15 protein-coding genes are annotated in these 19,516 nt (G+C 48.5%); 8 read left to right on the forward strand and 7 right to left on the reverse strand.

All coding sequences use genetic code 11. The features are described from left to right. Positions 1-194 precede the first annotated feature (194 nt). Both NG792_RS14170 and NG792_RS14175 read right to left on the reverse strand, forming a co-directional pair. Complete coding sequence (locus tag NG792_RS14170) at positions 195-488, reverse strand: DUF3593 domain-containing protein (protein WP_261198303.1); 294 nt, start codon at positions 486-488, stop codon at positions 195-197. A gap of 79 nt (positions 489-567) precedes the next feature. Next, a complete protein-coding gene (locus tag NG792_RS14175; RefSeq protein WP_261198304.1) occupies positions 568-930 on the reverse strand; it encodes a DUF2499 domain-containing protein in 363 nt (120 codons plus the stop codon). A gap of 171 nt (positions 931-1,101) precedes the next feature. On the opposite strand from NG792_RS14175, the gene csaB reads away from it, so the two are divergent. The 5 genes from csaB to NG792_RS14200 all read left to right on the forward strand — a co-directional run bounded on the left by csaB (position 1,102) and on the right by NG792_RS14200 (position 7,028). Beyond that, positions 1,102-2,166, forward strand: coding sequence for a polysaccharide pyruvyl transferase CsaB (gene csaB / locus NG792_RS14180; RefSeq protein WP_261235808.1), 1,065 nt, complete (start codon positions 1,102-1,104; stop codon positions 2,164-2,166). A gap of 205 nt (positions 2,167-2,371) precedes the next feature. After that, positions 2,372-3,022 carry a tRNA (guanosine(46)-N7)-methyltransferase TrmB gene (gene trmB / locus NG792_RS14185; RefSeq protein ID WP_261235809.1) on the forward strand — a complete coding sequence of 217 codons (651 nt, stop codon included), beginning with the start codon at positions 2,372-2,374 and terminating at the stop codon, positions 3,020-3,022. 91 nt (positions 3,023-3,113) lie between these two features. Beyond that, positions 3,114-4,535: an NCS2 family permease gene (locus NG792_RS14190; RefSeq protein ID WP_261235810.1), complete on the forward strand. Its 1,422-nt coding sequence runs from the start codon at positions 3,114-3,116 to the stop codon at positions 4,533-4,535. A gap of 416 nt (positions 4,536-4,951) precedes the next feature. Next, positions 4,952-5,839: a DUF2382 domain-containing protein gene (locus tag NG792_RS14195; RefSeq protein WP_261235811.1), complete on the forward strand. Its 888-nt coding sequence runs from the start codon at positions 4,952-4,954 to the stop codon at positions 5,837-5,839. 256 nt (positions 5,840-6,095) lie between these two features. Continuing rightward, positions 6,096-7,028 carry a YsnF/AvaK domain-containing protein gene (locus tag NG792_RS14200; protein ID WP_261235812.1) on the forward strand — a complete coding sequence of 311 codons (933 nt, stop codon included), beginning with the start codon at positions 6,096-6,098 and terminating at the stop codon, positions 7,026-7,028. Between the two features lie 84 nt (positions 7,029-7,112). On the opposite strand, the gene NG792_RS14205 is transcribed toward NG792_RS14200, so the two are convergent. Next, positions 7,113-9,923: a response regulator gene (locus tag NG792_RS14205; protein ID WP_261235813.1), complete on the reverse strand. Its 2,811-nt coding sequence runs from the start codon at positions 9,921-9,923 to the stop codon at positions 7,113-7,115. A 1,435-nt stretch (positions 9,924-11,358) separates the two neighbouring features. Here NG792_RS14205 and atpC point away from each other — a divergent pair. After that, positions 11,359-11,841 (forward strand): ATP synthase F1 subunit epsilon, encoded by a 483-nt coding sequence (atpC, locus tag NG792_RS14210; protein WP_261198314.1) that lies wholly within the window; start codon positions 11,359-11,361, stop codon positions 11,839-11,841. 99 nt (positions 11,842-11,940) lie between these two features. Here the strand turns inward: atpC and NG792_RS14215 are convergent, their stop codons facing one another. The 4 genes from NG792_RS14215 to NG792_RS14230 form a co-directional block, all read right to left on the reverse strand. Beyond that, entirely contained in the window at positions 11,941-12,951 is a 1,011-nt protein-coding gene (locus tag NG792_RS14215; RefSeq protein ID WP_261235814.1) for a DMT family transporter, read from the reverse strand. A gap of 182 nt (positions 12,952-13,133) precedes the next feature. After that, the gene (gene ligA / locus NG792_RS14220; protein ID WP_261235815.1) at positions 13,134-15,164 is read right to left on the reverse strand and encodes an NAD-dependent DNA ligase LigA; all 2,031 of its coding nucleotides are present in this window, start codon (positions 15,162-15,164) and stop codon (positions 13,134-13,136) included. Positions 15,165-15,395: 231 nt separating this feature from the next. Beyond that, the gene (locus NG792_RS14225; protein WP_261235816.1) at positions 15,396-16,085 is read right to left on the reverse strand and encodes an ABC transporter ATP-binding protein; all 690 of its coding nucleotides are present in this window, start codon (positions 16,083-16,085) and stop codon (positions 15,396-15,398) included. A gap of 2 nt (positions 16,086-16,087) precedes the next feature. Then, positions 16,088-17,188 carry an ABC transporter permease gene (locus NG792_RS14230; protein ID WP_261235817.1) on the reverse strand — a complete coding sequence of 367 codons (1,101 nt, stop codon included), beginning with the start codon at positions 17,186-17,188 and terminating at the stop codon, positions 16,088-16,090. Between the two features lie 339 nt (positions 17,189-17,527). Between NG792_RS14230 and ribBA the strand changes: the two genes are divergently transcribed. Beyond that, complete coding sequence (gene ribBA / locus NG792_RS14235) at positions 17,528-19,219, forward strand: bifunctional 3,4-dihydroxy-2-butanone-4-phosphate synthase/GTP cyclohydrolase II (protein WP_263012756.1); 1,692 nt, start codon at positions 17,528-17,530, stop codon at positions 19,217-19,219. 66 nt (positions 19,220-19,285) lie between these two features. Further along, complete coding sequence (locus tag NG792_RS14240; RefSeq protein ID WP_261235819.1) at positions 19,286-19,513, forward strand: hypothetical protein; 228 nt, start codon at positions 19,286-19,288, stop codon at positions 19,511-19,513. Positions 19,514-19,516: the final 3 nt, after the last annotated feature.

Raw genomic sequence — 19,516 nt, forward strand, 5'->3', positions numbered from 1 at the left:
GAGATGGGGGAGATAGGGGAGATGGGGGAGATAGGGGAGATAGGGGAGATAGGGGAGATAGGGGAGATAGGGGAGATGGGGAGATGTTCAACGTTACGACTTGCTATTGTTATCCTCCATCCACCCCATCTCCCCCATCTTCCCCATCCACCCCATCTCCCCCATCTCCCCCATCTTCCTCATCTACCCCATCTTCACCCCTCCTCAGGCGATCGCCCAAGTGCCTGCCGGAATCCCAAAACAATTAAAATATTAGAGAGGGTCAAAAATACCTCCGCCCCTCCATGTAACAGATCCACATTTGCTAAGGACTGGTGATAGACTTTGAGGGCATAAATCCCCACTGGAATGGTCACTGCAACAAATACCAACGTGCCGTAAAACCCAATTAATGCTAACCGGGGCATTTTCCCCGAACGAGTCATAAACCATAAAAATCCCAGATAGGGAAATAGGGAAACCGCAAACAAAGTATCTTTAGAAAGCATGGGTTTATCTTAAAAAGTTGTTGATTTTATATGGAAATTTCCGGGGAGAGAGTCAACAAATTCGCCCGGGTTGATTGGGTTATTTTTGAGGACCGATCGCCGGTTCCTGACTCTCCTCTATTACCGTAGAATCCTGAGATTTTTCCTGAAGTTTTGCCGATCGCCAAATCCACCAAGCGGCTAAACAGAGGGTACAGTTCCCCACCACCGTCATCGTCGCTTGTAGGGTTACCAACCAGTCTAAGGAGGTGGGATTATCAAAATAGTGCCAGGTACAAGCACACATCGCCCCCACCAATGCCGGAAGCATGGCAAAGGATAATCCTCGCCAATAGCGATCGCCCGTTAGTTCGCCATAGCGCCAAATCAGCCAAATTGCGGCGATCCACTCAATGACGCTGGAAACGTGAATCATCCAGGTGGGAAGAGAGAGGGCGTGCATGAATTTAATCGGTAAAAAATAGACAACACAATAGGCACTTCGCCCTTGTTGTGTTTTATTTTAACCCGATTGGGGAGGACTCCAACCTCTTGACAAGGGTGATGGGTTAATCCTGTTATGAGGTAAGCGCAGAAAATTTAATCCATTGCCGAGTTTGACAGGAGGAAGATTGTGGGGCCTATTCGGGCAGTCTGTTGTGGATATTATGGAAAAGGGAATGCCGGGGATGAGGCTCTGTTAGCCTCGTTATTGCAGATGCTGCCTGAAGGTGTCACCCCAGTGGTGCTCTCGGGCAATCCCCCCCAGACTCGCGATCGCTACCAAGTCTTTGCCTGTAATCGAATGTCTGCATTTTCCGTCTGGCAACTGCTGCGGCAATCGGATGTGTTTATTTGGGGGGGAGGCAGCTTACTCCAAGATGTCACCAGTGCAGTTAGCCCCTTATATTATGCCGGGTTGATGGGGTTGGCGCAGGGATTGGGATTGAAAACGATCGCCTGGGGACAAGGGGTCGGTCCTTTAAAACGCCCCTTCACCCGCCAGATTGCCAAACAGACTTTTTCTCGATGCACGCGGGTGAGTGTGCGCGATCGCGGTTCTGCTGCTTTACTTGCCGAATGGCAGATTCCCTTTACAATGGCACCGGATCCGGTTTGGGCGTTAGAAGGGAAACCCGTTCCCGGGTTGTGGGATTTACCCGCCCCTCGGGTTGCGGTAAACTTGCGATCGCATCCTCTCTTGACTCCCGCCCGATTAGACTGTCTCACCCGTGCCTTAATTTCTTTTCAAAAAGCCACTAATACCTGTCTGTTATTAGTGCCTTTTCAAGCTTCTCAAGATTTGGCGATCGCTCAATCCATTCAAGCTCAACTTCCCGGTCCTAATCATCTATTTATGCTTGAAGACCCCCGGGAACTCAAAGGACTCTTTCGCGGGGTAGAAATGACCATCGGAATGCGATTACATAGTTTAATTATGGCGGCTGCGGAAGGATGTCGCTGTTTCGCCATTAGTTATGATCCGAAAGTCACTCAACTCATGGCTGATTTAGAACTCCCGGGGTGGGAATTAGCTGACATCCCCGAAGACCCCCATATCATTAGTAAACTTTGGATAGAACACTATGCTAATGGTGACCCGCTTTCTGATATTTCCATTCAAGCCATTGTCGATCGCGCCTTGATTCATGAAGAACTCTTACATAATTTCTTTGCCAACTTTTTCACCAGTCTCTAGGGAATTTGCATCCGATGAGATACCCCGGCTCAGAAACCGGGTTCCTAGCCCAAATTTATGGTGGATTACTCCAGATTTTTTTACAGAAACCCGGTTTTTAATCCCGACATTTCCGGTCCTGAGCAGATTGTGCCTCTTGGCAACCTGAAGCAAAATGCGATAAAATTACACTCCCCATTGCCTAACTTTCTAGGAGGTCTTTAGATTGGTCCGAGTACGAGTCCGACAGCACGTTAATCCCCTCAGTTATGCGTATCAAACCCCAATTGTCCCCCCAACTTGGTCACAAATCTATACCAATCCAGCGAAACCTTTACATTTAGATATTGGCTGTGCTTGGGGGCGGTTTTTATTACAAATGGCGGCGATGGAACCCGATTGGAATTTTCTGGGAGTCGAAATCCGTGAACCTTTAGTAGAAACTGCAATCGCTGAACGGGATGAACAGCAATTAAGCAATTTACACTTTATTTTTTGTAATATCAATCACGCCTTGGCGCCCTTGATGGAAAGCTTACCTCCCGGGATTTTGCAGCGAGTTTCGATTCAATTTCCCGACCCTTGGTTTAAAAAGCGCCATCAAAAACGGCGAGTGGTTCAACCCGAGTTAGTGGAAAAGGTGGCAAAGTATCTCGTGCCAGGAGGGATGGTTTTTCTGCAATCTGATGTTCATGAGGTGGCGGTAGAAATGCGCGATCGCTTTGCAGAACATCCGGGCTTTGAACGACGAGGGGACGGGGAGTGGCTACGGGAAAATCCGCTGCCCGTGGCGACGGAACGAGAACAATCAACCCTAGATAAAGATGAGCCGGTTTACCGGGTTGTCTTTCTCAAAAAAGGGGAAATTACTGGATAAAAAGAGGAAAAGTATGGGGAGTTGCAATATCGGATGGGGCGGTCCTTTAGACTGGAAGCTGATTTTCTTTCTTTGAGGGAGGCTAAAAAATATGAATCCAGACGATCGCCCTAATCCGATTCCTCCCAACAGGAATCAGAATTTCCGAGTTGCTGTTGCCCGATTTTTCAAATTTCGGGAAAATCACACGAATTTTCGCACGGAAATCATTGCTGGGGTAACTACGTTTATGACGATGGCTTATATATTAGCCGTCAATCCAGCAATTTTATCCAATGCGATATTTTTAGAGAGTTCCGGGGATTTGTTTGGGGAGTTAGTCATTGCCACCGCACTGTCGTCAGCGATCGCCACTTTAGTGATGGCAGTGACATCTAACTATCCCTTTGCTCTTGCGCCAGGGATGGGATTGAATGCCTTTTTTGCCTTTTCTGTTGTCATCGGATTAGGCATTGAGTGGCGGGTTGCCCTAGCTGCCATTTTTATCGAAGGAATTTTGTTCATTCTCCTCACCCTTTCCAATGTGCGAAACCAAATTATTCAAGCGATTCCGGAATGCCTGAAACACGCGACTGCTGCGGGGATTGGCTTCTTTTTAGCCTATATTGCCCTGTCTGGAGATCCGGCAACGGGAGGGGCGGGAATTATTGTGGCAAACCCGGTGACGATTACAGGATTGGGAAATTTGAGGGAACCAGCAACTGTAGTGGCGATCGCCGGAATTGTGTTCACCAGTGCAGCAGTGGCGCGTCGCATCACCGGGGCGCTGTTGTGGGGGATTCTGGGGACTGCACTCCTGGGCTGGATTTTGGGCATTGTACCGCCTCCCCAAGGAATTGCGGCGTTTCCCCAGTTTCCCACACATTTGTTCGGACAGGCGATCGCGGGTTTGGCAGGGATTGGGAGTACCAATCTCTGGGATTTTATCGCGGTGACGTTTGTCTTTTTGTTTGTGGATTTGTTTGATACAATCGGTACTTTGGCGGGGGTGGGTATCCAGGCGGGATACATTCGGGAAAACGGAGAACTGCCCCGGGCGACAGAAGCCTTGATGGCGGATGCGATCGGCACAACTGCCGGGGCGATTCTGGGAACTTCTACGGTGACGACTTATATAGAGTCGGCGGCAGGAGTGGCGGAAGGGGGTCGCACAGGGTTTACCGGGGCAATCACAGCGTTGTTATTTCTCTTATCTATATTTTTTATTCCCTTGTTCCAAGCTATACCGGGGTTTGCCACGGCACCGGCTTTAGTGATTGTGGGGGTGTTGATGGCGGGAAATGTGAGGCGGATTCGGTGGGATGACCCCGCCGAGTCGATTCCGTCATTTTTAACGATTTTGGTGATGCCGTTGAGCTTTTCCATCGCAGAAGGGTTAGCGGTGGGGGCGATCGCTTATCCGTTGATCAAGACGTTTCAAGGAAAAGCCCGAGAAACTACTCTCACGCAATGGATTCTAGCCGGTATTTTTGTCTTACGCTTTGTTTATATGGCACTCACTCCCTCTCTGTAGAAATTCCCCTAGAGAGGAGGGGCATGGTATTTTGGTGCATTGAGGACCCGATAAAAGGGTGAGGGACTAACTCACCCTGAGTAACCCCCCCTTACTTTGTGTCAATGTCTTAAGAGAGAGGAAATTTTTGATAAATATATCTAAAGATACCTCATCGGATAGATGCAATTTAGCCGGGAATTAGCTGGAGTGCTGGGGTTCAATCCAGCCTACGGCGCGATCGCGAAGGAAAGAGGTTAAGAATTGACTTGAGCTAAGTAAATTAACTCAAAACCTGCTTTTTTTTATTCTTTTAAAAATTCTAAGTTAAATCGTTCAAAAGTTTAAGGAGTAGATCTCCCCGGAGGTAGAGGAATGTTTGGAACAATTCTACTTACAATAAAAGCGTAAACCAGAATGCAGGATACATTTTTATCATGGCTTTAGTGAAAATTCACGATTTTTATCCAAACTATCGAGACGAAATTTTTGGCGGTACAGATATTAAAGGAATGGATATCTATGCCGGTACAACCGATGAGAAAATCGGAACGGTTCACGACATTCTGTTAGATGATACCGGACGTTTCCGTTATCTGGTTGTCGATACAGGCTTCTGGATCTTCGGTAAAAAAGTTCTGCTTCCTATCGGTTCCGCTCGGATTGATTACGATGCTGGACGGATTTACGCGATCGGCTTAGTAGACAAGAACCAAGCCGAACAGTTGCCCGAATATGACGAACTGCAACCGATTGATTACGACTATGAAGAGCGGGTGCGGGGTGTCTACCGCGATCGCACTGCCGGAACTACTGCGGGAACGACCGCAGCAGCTACACCAGCAGTATCCGCTGCTGCTACCCGCAATCGCGATACCTACAACTACGATCAAGAACCTCATCTTTACGACCGCAACGATACCGACCACCGCAATATCAAACTCTATGAAGAACGTTTGATTGCCAACAAGAACCGTTACAAAGCTGGAGAAGTTTCTGTCGGTAAGCGAGTAGAAACTGAAGTTGCTCGCGCTGCGGTTCCCGTCGAGAAAGAGCGGATTGTCATTGAGCGCACCAGTGCTGGCATGAGCGGTGCCGAACCTGTGGCTCCCGGAACGGCGAATTTCCAAGAAGGCGAAATCGCCCGCGCCGAAGTTTACGAAGAAACCGCTGACATCCATAAAGAAGCCTTTGTCCGCGAAAATGTCGAAATCCATAAGGAAGTCGAACGCGACATGGTAGAAGGTCAAGAAACCCTGCGTCGGGAAGAACTGCAAGTCGATACCGAAGGTAAACCCGTGGTGGAACGACGCCCCCGCCAGTAAGATCCGGCTTTGCGATCTAACCCTAAACGGGTGCCGGTGAAAATCTCGGCCCGACCCCCTGAACCGGGGAATCGGGTCGGATACTTATCCGAACAGGTGCTCGTTTAATGAAATGGAAACCCCTCACCAGGGTGGCCTAATCTAACCTGAGTCAAGAGCCAATTACACCAAGGCTTTTGGCTCAGGTAGACTGACTAAAAATGGTTTTAAAATTTTGACAAGATTTTTCAAATAACACTAAAGGAATAGTCAAGTTATGAATGATCAAGTAAGGGAGAGAGGCGATAACCTTCAGTCGGCTCACAGCCTCGGCGAACTTCCCGCTCGATTGGATAACCTCAAAAGTCAACTCCTAAATTTTACCGTCCGAGATTCCGAAGGACAACCACTGGGTCGAGTTACGGATTTAACGGTAGAACCGGAGAACAAACTCAACTTAATTGTCTCCCGGGGAGACGATCGCCCCAGTGGGTTGGTGAAAGTGAGTAGCGATTTGATTGAAAAAATAGAATATGCCACCAATACAGTCTTTGTCTTACTGACAAGAGAACAGTTAGACGCCCTACCCGAATATCAAACTTCGCCCTACCGAACCGAAATTGACCCCTCGGAGTTACCCGGAGAGTGGGTAAACCCAGTTTCCTCGCCTCCAAGTCCCGGTACACTTGCCCTTGAGGAGCGATCGCATCAAATCGACTCAGCGAGTTCCTTAGCGGACTATAACCAAATCCGCAAAGAAGTGATTGCCAGTAATATTCCCTTACACGAAGAACGATTAGTGGTGAATCGCCACAAGCGGAAAGTCGGTGAGGTGGTGGTCCGGAAAGAAATTGAAACCCGGATGATTGAAGTCCCCGTGCGTCGGGAAAAGTTAATTGTTGAGCAAGTCAGCCCCGAGTATAAAAAATTAACTGAAATTATTTTAAGCGAGGCAGAGGGTTATCCCATCCGGTCCGATGAAGCGCCCGGAATCCTGCCTACCTCGTCAGTTATGCCCCAAGGGCAAGCCCAGAACCGAGTCAGCGGAGAATTTGACTCCCCGGAAATTGCTGCTCGAATTTTAGAAGAAATTTCCCAGCGACAACCGAACGGTTGTGGAAAAGTGCGGATTGAACTGGTGGTGGAAGAAGAACGGTTTCTCAGTACCTATCAGTCTTGGTTGGATAGCTATTCCAAGCCGCAATCCTAAATTCCCAGGAGTGAGTAATACAGCTAAGAACGGGCGGGGGTTTGAACCTCCGCGCGTTTTTTTTGCGGCTGGAATGGGGGGGTATTAACTCGCTGGGGTATAATCGGCCATCGCTTCCCCTGAAGGGTTATAGGCGATGATGCGATCGCGACCGGCAGTCTTGGCTTGATAGAGTGCTTGATCCGCACAGCGATACAAGGTATCCACCGTTTTCCCATCTTCGGGATACTGAGCCACCCCGCCACTAAAGGTTAGGTATAGACGCTCCTCCCCGATTACAAAGGGTTCTGCATGGAGGATTTGGACGACCTCACTTAGGCGTTTGGTCCCGGACTCCTTGTTAATGCCATACATTCCCACCACAAATTCTTCCCCACCCCACCGCGCGACGATATCCTCACTCCGAAAGGTGTTCCGTAAGAGCTTGCCAAATTGCCGCAGCACTGCATCTCCCATTGCATGACCGTGGAGATCGTTGACTTGCTTAAAGCGATCGAGGTCTAACATCGCCAGACACATCGGTTGTCCATGCAGTTGGCACAGGTGCAGGAACTTGTCAAATTCGGTGATAGATTTGCGCCGGTTCGCCACGCCGGTGAGCGGATCAGTTTCGGCCATGTTTCGCAGTAAGTGAATGCGTTCAAGACGGTTGAGGAGGCGGGTAACCAGTTCCGGGCCGACGATGGGTTTACTAATATAATCATCGGCACCGGCAGCAAACACTTGATGGACAATATCCGGACCCGTGTGGGCGGTCAGAAATAAGACCGGCAGACTGTTCCATCGCGGATCGTTGCGCACAACCTGACACAGTTCAATCCCGTTGAGGTGGGGTAATTCGATATCCAGAATCAGCAGATCTGGGGATGAGACTTCTAGGGTTTCCCAGAAGCGCTCGGAGTCAGAGAGGGTGATGGTTTTCATGCCCCAAGGTTGGAGGAAATGTTTAACCAGGGAGAGGATTTGGGGGTCATCATCCACGACCATGATTTTAGCTTCCGTGGTCTGAACTCCCTGCAAAACCTGCACAACCGCTTCCATGATTTGAGCGGGTCTCACAGGTTTTTGTAAAAAAGCACGGCCTCCGAGTCGAGCGACTTCTAATCGGTCTTCTACCCGACTTTGGTCGGCAACGACCAGAACGGGGAGAGGGGGGAACCCATTGGCGAGTTCGGAGAGTAAGGTTAATCCCTCTTCTTTATTGTTGGGGTTGATGGTGAGGGTGTCTTGGGCGGATAAATCTAATAAGACGGCATCGGGACGGCGATCGGCGATCGCCGTTCGGGCGCTGGCGATCGAGTCACTGTTGACCACCTCCATTCCCCACCCTTTGACCTCCAATCCCATCTGTTGGGACAGTTCCTGGTCCCCCTCAATCATCAGGAGCAGGGGTAGATCGTTGAGGGGAGTTCCCCCCCGGCGCTCGCTCTGGATGGGCGCTTGGTCGATCTGCGATCGCAGGGCCTGAACTAAGACCGCTAGATGCGCAGATTGGCTGGAATTGAGGGTGGGATTGTGCAGCAACTGCTCCACTTCCCGCGCAATTACTGAACCTTGAGTCAACCCAAAGGTCCCTAAAGACCCCGCCAATTTGTGCGCTTCCTGTTTTGCCTTAGCGTGCAATTCCTGGGGAAGTTCGCCATCTTCCAGGGCCTGGGTTGCCTGCTCGATCGCCGTTACTCGGTCCGCAATCCGGTCTTTGAACCGTTCCCAGACTTGGCCAATGGCCGCCACAATAGTCGGATCCTGTTTCGGGGAGCCTTGGGGATCTGATAAGTTCAGATGCAGGAGTTTAGCGACTTCACGAGCGAGTTTCTCCGCATCCAGGGGGTGATAGAGAAAGGAGGTAACCCGATCTAGGGTTTCCGACTGCTGTTGGGTGGTTGAGCTATTTCGGGTTTCGGGCAGTTTTCTCCCTTTGCCCAAGGGGGCGCGGGGGTAGCTGTCTACCCCTTTTACTCCACAGTAAATCACCGGAATCGGGGGAGCAGATTGCCCTTTATTGCCGATATGTTTGAGCAGTTCTGCCGGTCCGGGATGGCGCAGGTGTTGATCTAAAATGACTAGGGACCATTGGCGATCGCTCAGTTCCGTTCGCGTATCTTCTCCCGTATGAGTCACCCGGACCACCGCATCTCCCAGGCGCTGTTGCAACCAAAACCCCAACTCGTCCGAGAACCCCCCCATCAGGATGCGAGGCGTTTGTACTACTTTCTCCTCACTCTGGGGTTTGAGTCGATACCCCAACCCATAGACCGTTTCGATCGCATCTGCCGGAGCCCCACTGCATTTGAGCTTTTGCCGCAACCCTTTGATATGGGCGCGAATCGTATCTTCCGAGGGGGGTTCATCAAAGGACCATAAATGATCCAGAATCGCACTGCGACTATAAACCCGGGTGCTATTTCGCATGAACAGTTCCAACAGGCGATATTCCGTCGGGGTCAAAGTTACAGGTTGGTTGTTATAGGTAACGTCACAGTTACTCGGATTAAGTTGTAAAGCTCCCCACTCTAACACGGGGGGTAATGGAGCTGTTCCCCTGCGTAATAAGGCCCGAATTCGGGCTGTAAGTTCCGGTAAGTCAAAGGGTTTGACGAGATAATCATCGGCCCCGGCATCGAGTCCTTTAACTTTATCTTCTGTGCTGTCTTTTGCCGTAAGCAATAGGATGGGCATTTGATAGCTTAAGGTGCGTAACTTCCGGCATAAACTAATTCCATCTAATTTCGGCAGCATGACATCCAGCAACAGCAGGTCATAGTCAAAGGCTTCCGCTAATTCTAAGCCCAATAGCCCATCAGTGGCTACATCTACTACATGGTTTTGGTGTTTCAATGTAGTGACAAGTGCTTGGGCGATCGCTTCGTCATCCTCCACCAGTAAAATTCTCATAGCAGTTTATTGTAAGGGTATGAATTGGACTCCTGATGAGTCAGCCGCATAAAAAAGCATCTATTGTTAATCCGGGGGTTGCTTCCGGCAATTTTAAGTAAAAATTAGTAGTCAATCACCCCCCCTCCCAAAGAGGTCTCAGAATAAAAATCTCCACTGGAGGAGCTTGGCTGAAAGGGGATCGCACCGTTAAGTTGAGGGCTTACGATTGTCCCGGACGGTTCAAGCCTGGGGCTATTCTCAAGATATACCTGAGACTCTCTAATCCATTCCTGTCACTCCTCCAGAAAGATAGCCTCTGCTTCCATTGTAAGCTAAAGTCGCCTCATTTCGAGAAATTACGGGGATAAAATCTATCCCAAGTATCAGAAGAATTTTGAGTGTCAAGGAAATGAAACAGCAACTTTTAAGGGGAATTACGGAGAGATTTGGAGGAAGCAGTTTAAGGCAATTCACCCTCAGCAATCCTTTCTCCTAGGGGTTTTCCTTTTATCATTAGGTGATTGCCCCCTCTCTTTCCGGGACTGAGTTCACCCCTTCCCGTGAAATTACTAAGTATTCAACAGCACTGTTCATAATTATTAACACTTATCCTGGTCTTTCAAGGGTTGACTTTTAATTCACAATATAGATTTGCCTACATTAAGGGCGTTTATAGCACCTCTTGCAGCAGTTTGGCCTAAAAAGGGGAGGTAGATGCAAAGCCTGGGGCAGGGCTTGGCTCGACGGTACTCCAAAGCTCTCCTGGCGGGACCGATTGTCCAATCCATTTAGGGTCGCTATAGACTGGATGGGTAAACCCCGCCGAGGTGACCCGGGCAGACATTGTTCCCTTAATTTAAAGGCTCTGTCTCATATTTTATTGTTAAACAATAGACCTCTTGCCAAATTCTTTAAAGCCCCCCTTATTAAGGGGGGGAAAGGGGGATCAATCCTTTTTTTGCAAGAGGTCTAATACTGGGGTTAAGGTTAAAATTTTTAATAAAATTCACTGCTTAACTGAATGGGAAAGCAGCCCCGAGCGATCGCCCTATTCACCAGAGTTGAGCTGCTATGGGATCAGAGTGCGGTGACGGTACTCAGACAGGTCCGGGCATCTTTCTGAGCCTTCTGGTCAAGTTGATGGGGCTACATTCGAGCAATCTCACCTTTAGCCCACTCTGGATCCACAAAATCCCCGGCAGCCGGAGGCGGTCCTTACAAGAGTAAGTTTTTTACGCTTCACTGCACCTGCGGTCCCCGGACCAAGACATCGGGAAAGGTGAGGGTGGGGTGTCGGCGGTGAGGGGGCGATCGCCAATCTGCCCAGGGATAGTAGACATTTTAGGTCCCGACTGGATTCCCCGGACCGAACGGAAAAGCGCTATAATATCGCCGTTGACACCCGAGAACGTTGAAATCATTTGCTTATAAATATAATAACCCTCCCAGTCCTATGATTTTGAACGTTTATGTCATCACTCCCTCAAAAACCGTCTGGAATGCTCCGAGTCCCGAGGTGATTTTGCCCACAAGTACGGGTCAAGTCGGGATTTTGCCCGGTCATGTGGCGATGGTTACTTTTATTAAAGTCGGGGTCATGAGAATCCGCTATCAAAAAACTTGGATTCCGGTTTTTGTCCAGGCAGGATTTGCAGAAATTGAAGGGGATATTGTGACAGTTTTAGTGAATGATGCCGAACGGGGCGATCGCATTGGTTTAGAAAGTGCTCACTCTGAGCTAGAAAAAGCAGAGGAACAGTTGAATCAGGCTCAAAATTCCCTAGAAAAAATCCGCGCCCAACTTTTTCTAAAACAAGCTCGTGCCCGGGATGCTGCCGCCCGAGACTTTCCTTATTCATTGCAACTGGATATCCCGGATCCGATAGCTTTAAAAAAGGCACCCGTTTCTGCTTTGACAATGATTGAACATTTATAAAGGCTTTCAAAAACCCAGGATTTAGAGACAGTAAAAAGCCCACACCCTCAAGGGTGCGGGCTAGGCTGAAAATGAGGGCTTTTAAAACTCGATAGGGGATCATCCAGATTTTTGCGAGAATTGGCCCGGTTTTCTAGGAGAATGAGGGCGTTTTCCCAAGGCGATCGCCACTGAACCACTGACCACTAGCATTGCTCCAATTACGGCTAAAACCGTTAACTCTTCCGGCGTAATCGGCAGGGGAATTCCCCGGGAAATCACCCAGACTGCTATTAATGTAACAATGGGAGTGGTTGCCATAACTGCGCTGAGTTTAGAGGCATCCCAATGGGCCAAAGATTCCGCAAAAGCTCCGTAAGCCACTACGGTATTTACCCCACAGAAAATTAACATTCCCCACTCTAATGGAGTCAGGGTTAACAGGTTGATGGGGCTAGAAAAAGGCAGAAATAAGAGGGCGCAAATTCCATATAACAACAGCATGATCTCAGAGGAGGATAACTGTTGTAAGAGTTGTTTTTGGGCTAGGGCATAAACTGCCCAAGCTGCGGCGGCTATCACCAGAATGATATTGCCGATTAAATAAGTTCTGGGTGCAGCTAGGACGGTTTGTAATTGTTCATGAAAGAACACTGCAAAGCCGAGGGTTAAGATGCCTAATCCGGCCCATTGGCGCAGGGTATAGCGTTCCTTGAAAATGGCGATCGCCCCTAATCCCATTAACACGGGTGCTAACTGAATAAAGACTTGAGCATTGGCGGGAGAAGTTTGGGCTAATCCTTGTAAGTAGAGGGCATAATTAGCCGATAAAAAGCCCGTGGCGATCGCCAGTAATTTCCAGGAAGTTCCTCGCAATTTTTCCAGGGAGGGAAGTTGCTGACGCAGCCCTAAAATACCAAATAATATCCCAAATGACAAGGAAAACCGAAACCAAGTCACGGTGTAAATATCAAGGGCCTGAACGGTTATTTTAAGGGCGATCGGTAGCACTCCCCATAAAATGACCGTCACCAGGGACAGACCCAACCCCAACTGCCAACGCCCGGAACTTTCATGGAGTTTCATAGGGGATTGAGTCGGCAGGGGAGTGGGTTGATTTTCTAAACTCATTACGTTGATTTAAGGATGGGAAAAAGATGTCACTCTTCTATTATGCAACAAAAACCCGCACCCTAAAGGGTCTCGCTATACGGACAAAGCCTGCCTACGCAGGCTAATCTATATTTATAAAGCCGATTGGCGTTTTTAAGGGGGGTTGGGGGGATCTCTCCTAGAAAATTCTATTTTTTGGACTACCTCAATAAATCCAGTAACTCAGCTTCCGAGAGTTGTTTAATCCCTAATTCTTGGGCTTTTTTCAACTTAGACCCGGCCTCTTCCCCGAGGAGTAAATAATCAGTTTTCGCACTCACGGATTCTGTAACTTTTCCTCCAGCATTTTGAATTAAATCTTTGGCTTCATCCCGTTTGAGAGTGGGAAGCGTTCCCGTAATAACAAAGGTTTTACCAGCAAAAATAGCGGCAGATTGACTGGCTGGTTTTTCTTTAACTGGCGTGGCAGAAAATTGTAAGCCAGCGGATTTGAGTCGGTCAATTAAAAGTCGATTCGCGGGAACTCGGAACCAGTCAGCGACAGAATTGGCAATTTCTGCCCCAATCCCATAAACGCTTTCAATTTGGGCCGCCGATGCAGCAGATAATTGGTCAACGGTGGGAAATTTTTCGGTTAATAATTGAGCATTCACACTGCCGACATGACGAATGCCTAATCCATAGAGGACGCGGGACCAAGGTTTTTGGGTGGATTGTGCGATCGCCTCGACTAATTTCTGGGCGGATTTTTTGCCAAATCGTTCTAATTGAACTAAGGTTTCTACATCCAGTTGATAGAGTTCTGCTACAGAATGGACTAATTGACGATCGACGAATTGCTGGACTAGCTTTTCTCCCAATCCGTTAATATCTAAAGCATCACGACTCCCCCAATGAATGAGAGCACCGCGCAAAATTGCGGGACAAGAGAGATTGATACATCGGGTGACAGCTTCTGAAACGGGTTTAACCACAGGTTGTCCGCATTCGGGACAGTGAGTAGGCATTTGGAAGCGTTGAGCACCTTCGCGGCGTAATTCGGGCAGAATCCGGACGACTTCGGGGATGATTTCTCCGGCTTTTCTCACGATCGCCGTATCTCCGATATGCAGATCTAATTCGGCGAGGCGATCGCTATTATGCAAGGAGGCGCGAGAGACGGTGGTTCCCGCTAATTGCACTGGGATTAATTCCGCAACCGGAGTTAAAGCCCCCGTCCGTCCGACTTGCACTGTAACAGCTTCAATTTCCGTCGGCGCTTCTTCTGCGGGATATTTGAGGGCCACTGCCCATCGGGGGAATTTTTGAGTAAATCCCAGTTGTTTTTGCAGGGGGATAGGATTAATTTTCACCACCACCCCATCAGTCATATAAGGCAAATCTTTCCGTCTGATATCCCATTCATTATAATAAGATTCTACCGCCTCCAGGGATTGACATAAAGTGCGGTTAGGATTGACTTTAAACCCCATTTCTTGTAAGAGTTCCAGGGATTGCCATTGGGTATGGGCAACATCATCATCATCGATTCCCGGAATTTGCAAAGTATAAGCAAAAAAGTCTAATCGCCTTTGGGCAACAATCCGGGAATCCAGTTGTCTCAAAGTCCCGGCTGCTGCATTTCGGGGATTAGCAAATTGGGCTTCCCCCGATTGCGATCGCTCTTGATTGATTTTAGCAAAAACATCTAATCCTAAAAAGGCTTCGCCGCGTACTTCAACCAAGGGAGGCGGGTTTTCTAAGGTTAACCGTAAGGGAATTGCCCGAATGGTTCTAACATTTTGGGTAATTTCTTCCCCTTCTATGCCATCTCCTCGGGTTGCACCTCGGACTAATAAGCCATTTTGGTAGGTTAATGCTAAGGCTGATCCATCAATTTTTAATTCTGCCACATATTCAAAGTTAGGGGGGGTAACAATCCGTTGCCAGCGGTCCTGCCATTGGGAAAATTCTTGCAGATTAAAGGCATTTTCTAAGCTGTACAGGGGAATGTTATGGCGGACGGTTTGAAATTGGGTGGCGGGTTTTTCTCCTACGCGCTGGGTGGGACTATCTGGGGTGATGAATTGCGGATATTCTTGTTCGAGTTGTTGCAATTCTCGATAGAGGCGATCATAAACGCTATCCTCCATGAAAGGATTGTCTAGGACATAGTAGGCATAGCTGGCTTTTTGGATTTGTTGGCGGAGTTGTTCGATTCTCTGTTGTAGTTCTAGGGTTGGTTCTGGCATGGGTTTTTTAGGATTTATTGTTGTGGATTGTGATTTGGAAATATAGTAATTTTCACATTCATGATCTACGTCGATGGGATCCCCCCTAGCCCCCCTTGGAAAGGGGGGAATCTGGAAAGCCCCCCTTGGAAAGGGGGGAACCTGGAAAGCCCCCCTTGGAAAGGGGGGAATCTGAAAAGCCCCCCTTAGTAAGGGGGGTTGGGGGGATCAATCCATAATTTTGCAAGAGGGCTATTCTCTCGTTGTTAGATGTCCATCTTCCATTTTAAAGATGCGATCGGCGTAATGTTCAATGCGGGGGTCGTGGGTGACGATCGCCACGGCTTTTTGATGGGTTTTGGCAACGTTGCTTAATAGCTGAATCACTGATTGTCCCGTTTGGTAATCTAGGCTGCCGGTGGGTTCATCGGCTAAAAGTAAGGGGGGGTCGTTGGCGAGGGCGCGGGCGATCGCCACCCGTTGTTTTTCCCCGCCACTTAAGGCGGGGGGAAAGAAATTAGCCCGATGGGCGATGTTTAACTCCTCTAATAAAGTTTTAGCCCGTTGATGGGCGGCTACTCCCGATTTTCCATCTAAATTTAAAATCAGTTTGACGTTTTCTAGGACCGTTAGAAAATTAAGCAGGCGGAAGGTTTGAAAAATGAATCCAATGTTTTTCAATCTAAAGTCGGTGAGTTCAGTTTGCCGCAAACAGGTGACTTCGCAATCCAGAATTTTTATAGTGCCTTCTGTGGGTTTTCCCATACAACCTAACAACGAAAGCAGGGTAGTTTTGCCACTACCATTGGGTCCGCTAATCAGGACGAGTTCCCCGGCTTTTAACTGTAGGCTGACATCTTCAACAGCTTGCACAAAGTTAAGATTTTTTTGTCCATATATTTTGTGCAGATGTTCGGCTTTTAAGATAGGAAAATTGGGCATAATTAAGCTCTAAATACTTCTGCGGGATAGATATTTTTCAAAGTTCTAATCGGGGCCAAAGTGCCAATTGCTCCCAGGATTAAGCAGGCAATTAATACTCCAGCCGCATCCTGCCAGGTAAAGACCAATAATAACGAAGGAATCACTTCACTGAGCAATGGGGCAAAGGTAATATCCACAATTAATCCTAGGGAAAAGCCCAATAATGCGGCTAACATGGATTGTTTTAAGACGAGGCTTCCTAAAAAGTTTTGGGAGGCCCCGACGGCTTTTAACATGGCATAGTCTTCGCGTTTTTCGAGGACTGAAGTGTACATCATCAGGACAATTACTGTTCCTCCAGTAATTGCGCCAAATAAGACGATGGTCCAGAGAATAGGAAGGACGCCGATTTCCATTTCTTCCACATTATTTTCGGCAAATTTAGCTTTAGGAATAAAGACTAAATCAGGGAATTGCGTTTCTAAGCGAGAGAGGATTTCTGGGGAATCCGAGTCAAGATTGAGTAGGAAGAAGCTGCGGACATTTCGTAAGCCGAGTAAGCGAGGAACATCATCCAGGCGAGTAAAGGCAAATTGGCCGACAATTAAGTTGGTGCCTCGACTAATTCCAACAATTTTAAAGGGATAGCCTTGGAGGGAAATAGAATCACCGAGTTTGAGGTTATGGGTAGCGGTAAACGCTCGGTCTAAAATAATTTCTTGGGGTTGGAGATTGGAGGTTCCGGAACTAATTTCCGGTGCGCCCATTTGACTTTGAGGGTCAAAGCCGAAGAGATATAAGGTAACTGTTTTATCGGGAAATTCGGCGGGAGCAATGGCGCGCAGGAGACTATCCACGCTTTTGACTCCCTCTACTTGTAGCAGGGAATTGCCGAAGTTTTCGGGTAAAAAGGAAGAGGTTTTAATTAAATTTCGAGTGTTACGTTGACTGACCCAAAGTTCAGCTTGGGTGTGTAACACATAACTTTTGGAGCCAAATTTTACCCCTTGGTAAACCCCAAGTAAAAAGAGCATCAGCATGACGCTAAAGGCAATCCCCAGAACGGCGATCGCAAAGCGTCCTTTCGCTTCCCAAATCATTCGCAGAGCAACGGGAACCATAATCGAGTATCCTATCTAATCGCTGAAGTATTTATAACTCACCCGTGAAGGCTATCATAACGCGATCGCCCCGGAAATCCGACTCTCTCCCCAATAGCGCCCCCCCTTGCCCCTAATTTAAACCCGGAAGAACCCGCCTGATTTGCCCCCAATCCTGCTCAATCCGCACCGAGTCAGGGATTGACAGGGATTCAAAATCATGCTTAACCCTCCATCGCCCCAAACCATTCCGGTTTAATCCAAATCAGTCCAAAATTTCCGGTCGGGAAACGGGCTACAATAAACTTAGCTTGCCTAAATCAAAACATTACATTTACGCGAAAGATTTTATCTGTGGAATTGCCAGAAACCGCCGCAAAACAATCGTTTGAGTTTGACTCGATAGAAGACGCCCTTGCTGAAATTGGAGCAGGACGCTCAATTATCGTGGTCGATGATGAAAACCGGGAAAATGAAGGGGATCTGATCTGTGCGGCTCAGTTTGTAACACCGGAAATCGTCAATTTTATGGCGGTGCATGGTCGAGGGTTGATTTGTCTGGCGATGACCGGCGATCGCCTCGATCAGCTCGACCTCCCCTTAATGGTAACCACCAACACCGACACCAATCAAACCGCCTTCACCGTCAGTATCGATGCCTCTCCTCAGCAAGGAGTCACCACGGGCATTTCTGCCGAGGACCGCGCCCGAACCATCCAGGTTGCCATAAATCCCAACACCAAACCCAAGGATTTGCGCCGTCCCGGGCATATTTTTCCCCTGCGGGCCCGGTCTGGGGGCGTCCTGAAACGGGCGGGCCATACGGAAGCAGCCGTAGACTTAAGTGAACTCGCTGGACTCTATCCTGCCGGGGTGATCTGCGAAATTCAGAATCCCGATGGCTCAATGGCACGATTGCCCGAACTCATCGAATATGCGGCCAAATATAACCTAAAAATCATCAGCATCGCTGATTTAATCGCCTATCGCCTTCAACATGAGCGGTTTGTGATTCGGGAAACCGTGGCGGCATTACCCACGGAATTCGGCCAGTTCCAAATCTACGCCTATCGCAATACCCTGGACAATAAAGACCATGTGGCGATCGTCAAGGGAGACCCAGCCAATTTTACCGATAAAGCGGTGATGGTGCGGGTCCATTCCGAATGCTTGACCGGGGATGCCCTCGGTTCCCTCCGCTGTGACTGCCGAATGCAACTCCAAGCCGCCCTCAAAATGATTGAAAATGCTGGGGAGGGGGTGGTGGTGTATCTACGTCAGGAAGGCCGGGGAATTGGCCTAATTAATAAACTCAAAGCTTATTCTCTGCAAGATATGGGCTTGGATACGGTGGAAGCCAATGAGCGCTTAGGCTTTCCTGCGGACTTGCGCAATTATGGCGTAGGGGCGCAAATTCTCAATGATTTGGGGGTCAGCAAAATCCGCCTGATTACCAATAATCCACGTAAAATTGCGGGATTAAAGGGATATGGCTTAGAGATGGTCGATCGCGTTCCTCTGCTGATCGAGTCCAATCCGTTTAATTGCACCTATTTGGCAACCAAAGCAGAAAAATTAGGGCATATGCTCTTACAAACCTATTTGGTCACCGTGGCAATCCACTGGCAAGAATCGGAGCTAGAGGAGGGTCCTCCAGCCCAGGTCCAAGCCCGGTATGAACATTTAGAAAAAATCCGCCAACTCGCCGATGAGCACCATTTGGTGCTACAGGAGGAAAAACGCCCGGTCACGGTGGCCTTATTTGGCAAACCCCAGTTAACGTTTCACCTGGGATTTGACCAAGCGCATTTAGCGACAACGGATTGGTTTACCCATGCCGAACATCCATACATCCAGGCCACATTTCGGATTCTCGATCGCCTGATCCTCTGGGCAGATATTGACCAACTCCAGTTCCTCGTCTCCACCGGCGTCGATCCCCTGACCAATCTGGGGGTGCAACTCCAACGCCAGTCTTTTCCCTTGAGCAAAATGCCTTCGGAATTGTGCGATAGCTTACATCCTCAAGTGATCTATTGCTTTAAGGGGTAAGAGTAAAAACTGCCGGAATTAGGCGGGAGAAATGAGGGCGCAAATGAGTGAGGTTTCATTTTTAAAATGGAACTCGAATTGATGCGCAATCATGTAGTGGTCGCTACAATTAGGGGAATAAATCTCCCAGGTTTTCTGGAGGTGATTAAAGGGCTTTCCAAATTCTCACCTTCCTCCTGCATCAGCCGGTTGGGCGGAAGTCTTGATCATTGGGCAAGCCGTGGGTTGAACCTCAAAAAAGATTTGGGTAAAAATGCACGCTTTTCTTGTTACTTTAAAACTATAAGTTTTTGAGTA

Source organism: Laspinema olomoucense D3b (assembly GCF_025370785.1).
Taxonomy (GTDB): domain Bacteria; phylum Cyanobacteriota; class Cyanobacteriia; order Cyanobacteriales; family Laspinemataceae; genus Laspinema; species Laspinema olomoucense.

Bases quoted from the DNA above. Each gene is read 5' to 3' on its own strand.
- NG792_RS14240 (WP_261235819.1), top strand. From the start codon at position 19,286: ATGGAACTCGAATTGATGCGCAATCATGTAGTGGTCGCTACAATTAGG.
- atpC (WP_261198314.1), top strand. From the start codon at position 11,359: ATGATTTTGAACGTTTATGTCATCACTCCCTCAAAAACCGTCTGGAAT.
- NG792_RS14215 (WP_261235814.1), bottom strand. From the start codon at position 12,951: ATGAGTTTAGAAAATCAACCCACTCCCCTGCCGACTCAATCCCCTATG.
- NG792_RS14230 (WP_261235817.1), bottom strand. From the start codon at position 17,188: ATGGTTCCCGTTGCTCTGCGAATGATTTGGGAAGCGAAAGGACGCTTT.
- NG792_RS14200 (WP_261235812.1), top strand. From the start codon at position 6,096: ATGAATGATCAAGTAAGGGAGAGAGGCGATAACCTTCAGTCGGCTCAC.
- NG792_RS14170 (WP_261198303.1), bottom strand. From the start codon at position 488: ATGCTTTCTAAAGATACTTTGTTTGCGGTTTCCCTATTTCCCTATCTG.
- NG792_RS14195 (WP_261235811.1), top strand. From the start codon at position 4,952: ATGGCTTTAGTGAAAATTCACGATTTTTATCCAAACTATCGAGACGAA.
- ligA (WP_261235815.1), bottom strand. From the start codon at position 15,164: ATGCCAGAACCAACCCTAGAACTACAACAGAGAATCGAACAACTCCGC.
- NG792_RS14225 (WP_261235816.1), bottom strand. From the start codon at position 16,085: ATGCCCAATTTTCCTATCTTAAAAGCCGAACATCTGCACAAAATATAT.
- NG792_RS14175 (WP_261198304.1), bottom strand. From the start codon at position 930: ATGCACGCCCTCTCTCTTCCCACCTGGATGATTCACGTTTCCAGCGTC.
- NG792_RS14205 (WP_261235813.1), bottom strand. From the start codon at position 9,923: ATGAGAATTTTACTGGTGGAGGATGACGAAGCGATCGCCCAAGCACTT.
- NG792_RS14190 (WP_261235810.1), top strand. From the start codon at position 3,114: ATGAATCCAGACGATCGCCCTAATCCGATTCCTCCCAACAGGAATCAG.